The organism is Actinoallomurus oryzae, from assembly GCF_039541955.1.
GTDB classification, from domain to species: Bacteria; Actinomycetota; Actinomycetes; order Streptosporangiales; family Streptosporangiaceae; genus Actinoallomurus; species Actinoallomurus oryzae.
Genome location: NZ_BAABHF010000063.1, coordinates 1 through 1,044, shown reverse-complemented (window position 1 = coordinate 1,044; position 1,044 = coordinate 1). Strand labels below are relative to the sequence as shown.

Genomic DNA, 1,044 nt, shown 5'->3' with positions numbered 1-1,044 from the left:
GCCGGGTCGCAGGAGACGTGGGATTTCACCGCCAAGGCCCAGACGAAATGCATCGTCCTGACCCTCTCCGGGATGGTCTTCCAGGAGATCGTCGACCAGTCCGACACTCTCCGCGCGCACCTCGAGCGCTACCGCGAAGGTCCCGCCGGAGACCAGAACGAGCACGGCGAGGCCGCGATCAGCCTGGCGTCGGGACACACCGGTGAGCCGGTGTTGCCGGGGACGTTCGTGGATTATGAGTTGTCGCCGCGGGAGTACGAGCTGAGCGTGGCTCAGACGGTGTTGCGGGTTCATACGCGGGTGGCGGATCTGTACAACCAGCCGATGAACCAGGTGGAGCAGCAGCTGCGGCTGACGATCGAGGCGCTGCGGGAGCGGCAGGAGAACGAGCTGGTCAACAACCGCGAGTTCGGCCTGTTGCACAACGCCGACCTCAAGCAGCGCATCTACACTCGCTCCGGCCCGCCCACCCCGGACGACATGGACGAACTCCTGTCGACGGTCTGGAAGAACCCCGGGTTCTTCCTCGCCCACCCGAAGGCCATCGCCGCGTTCGGCCGTGAGTGCAGCCGCCGGGGCGTCTACCCGCAGAGCGTCGACATCGCCGGCAACTGGGTGCCCGCCTGGCGCGGGGTGCCGATCTTCCCCTGCAACAAGATCCCGGTGAGCGACACCCGCACCAGCTCGATCATGCTGCTCCGCGTCGGCGAGGACGACCAGGGCGTCATCGGCCTTCACCAGACGGGCATCCCCGACGAATACCAGCCCGGCCTGTCGGTCCGCTTCATGGGTATCAACGAGAAGGCGATCATCTCCTATCTCGTCAGCGCCTACTACTCCGCGGCCGTTCTCGTACCCGACGCACTGGGCATCCTCGAAAACGTCGAAACCGCTCCGACGAACGAATAGCGGGCCGCCGATGGGCGCGGGGCGATATGCGCTCCGCGCCTGTCCCCGTACGGATCAACAACCATACGATAAAACAGAATGGTGGTGTGTGTCGTGACGGAGTCGGCGCAGTCGGGTCTGGGTGTTGAGGGTTCG

At 65.4% G+C, this 1,044-nt stretch carries 1 protein-coding gene; it reads left to right on the top strand.

Going from position 1 to position 1,044, the window contains the following annotated elements; all coding sequences use genetic code 11:
* The coding region (locus ABEA10_RS47330; protein WP_345475273.1) for a family 2B encapsulin nanocompartment shell protein at window positions 1-909 on the top strand (909 nt) is incomplete at its 5' end.
* Between the last annotated feature and the right edge of the window lie 135 nt (window positions 910-1,044).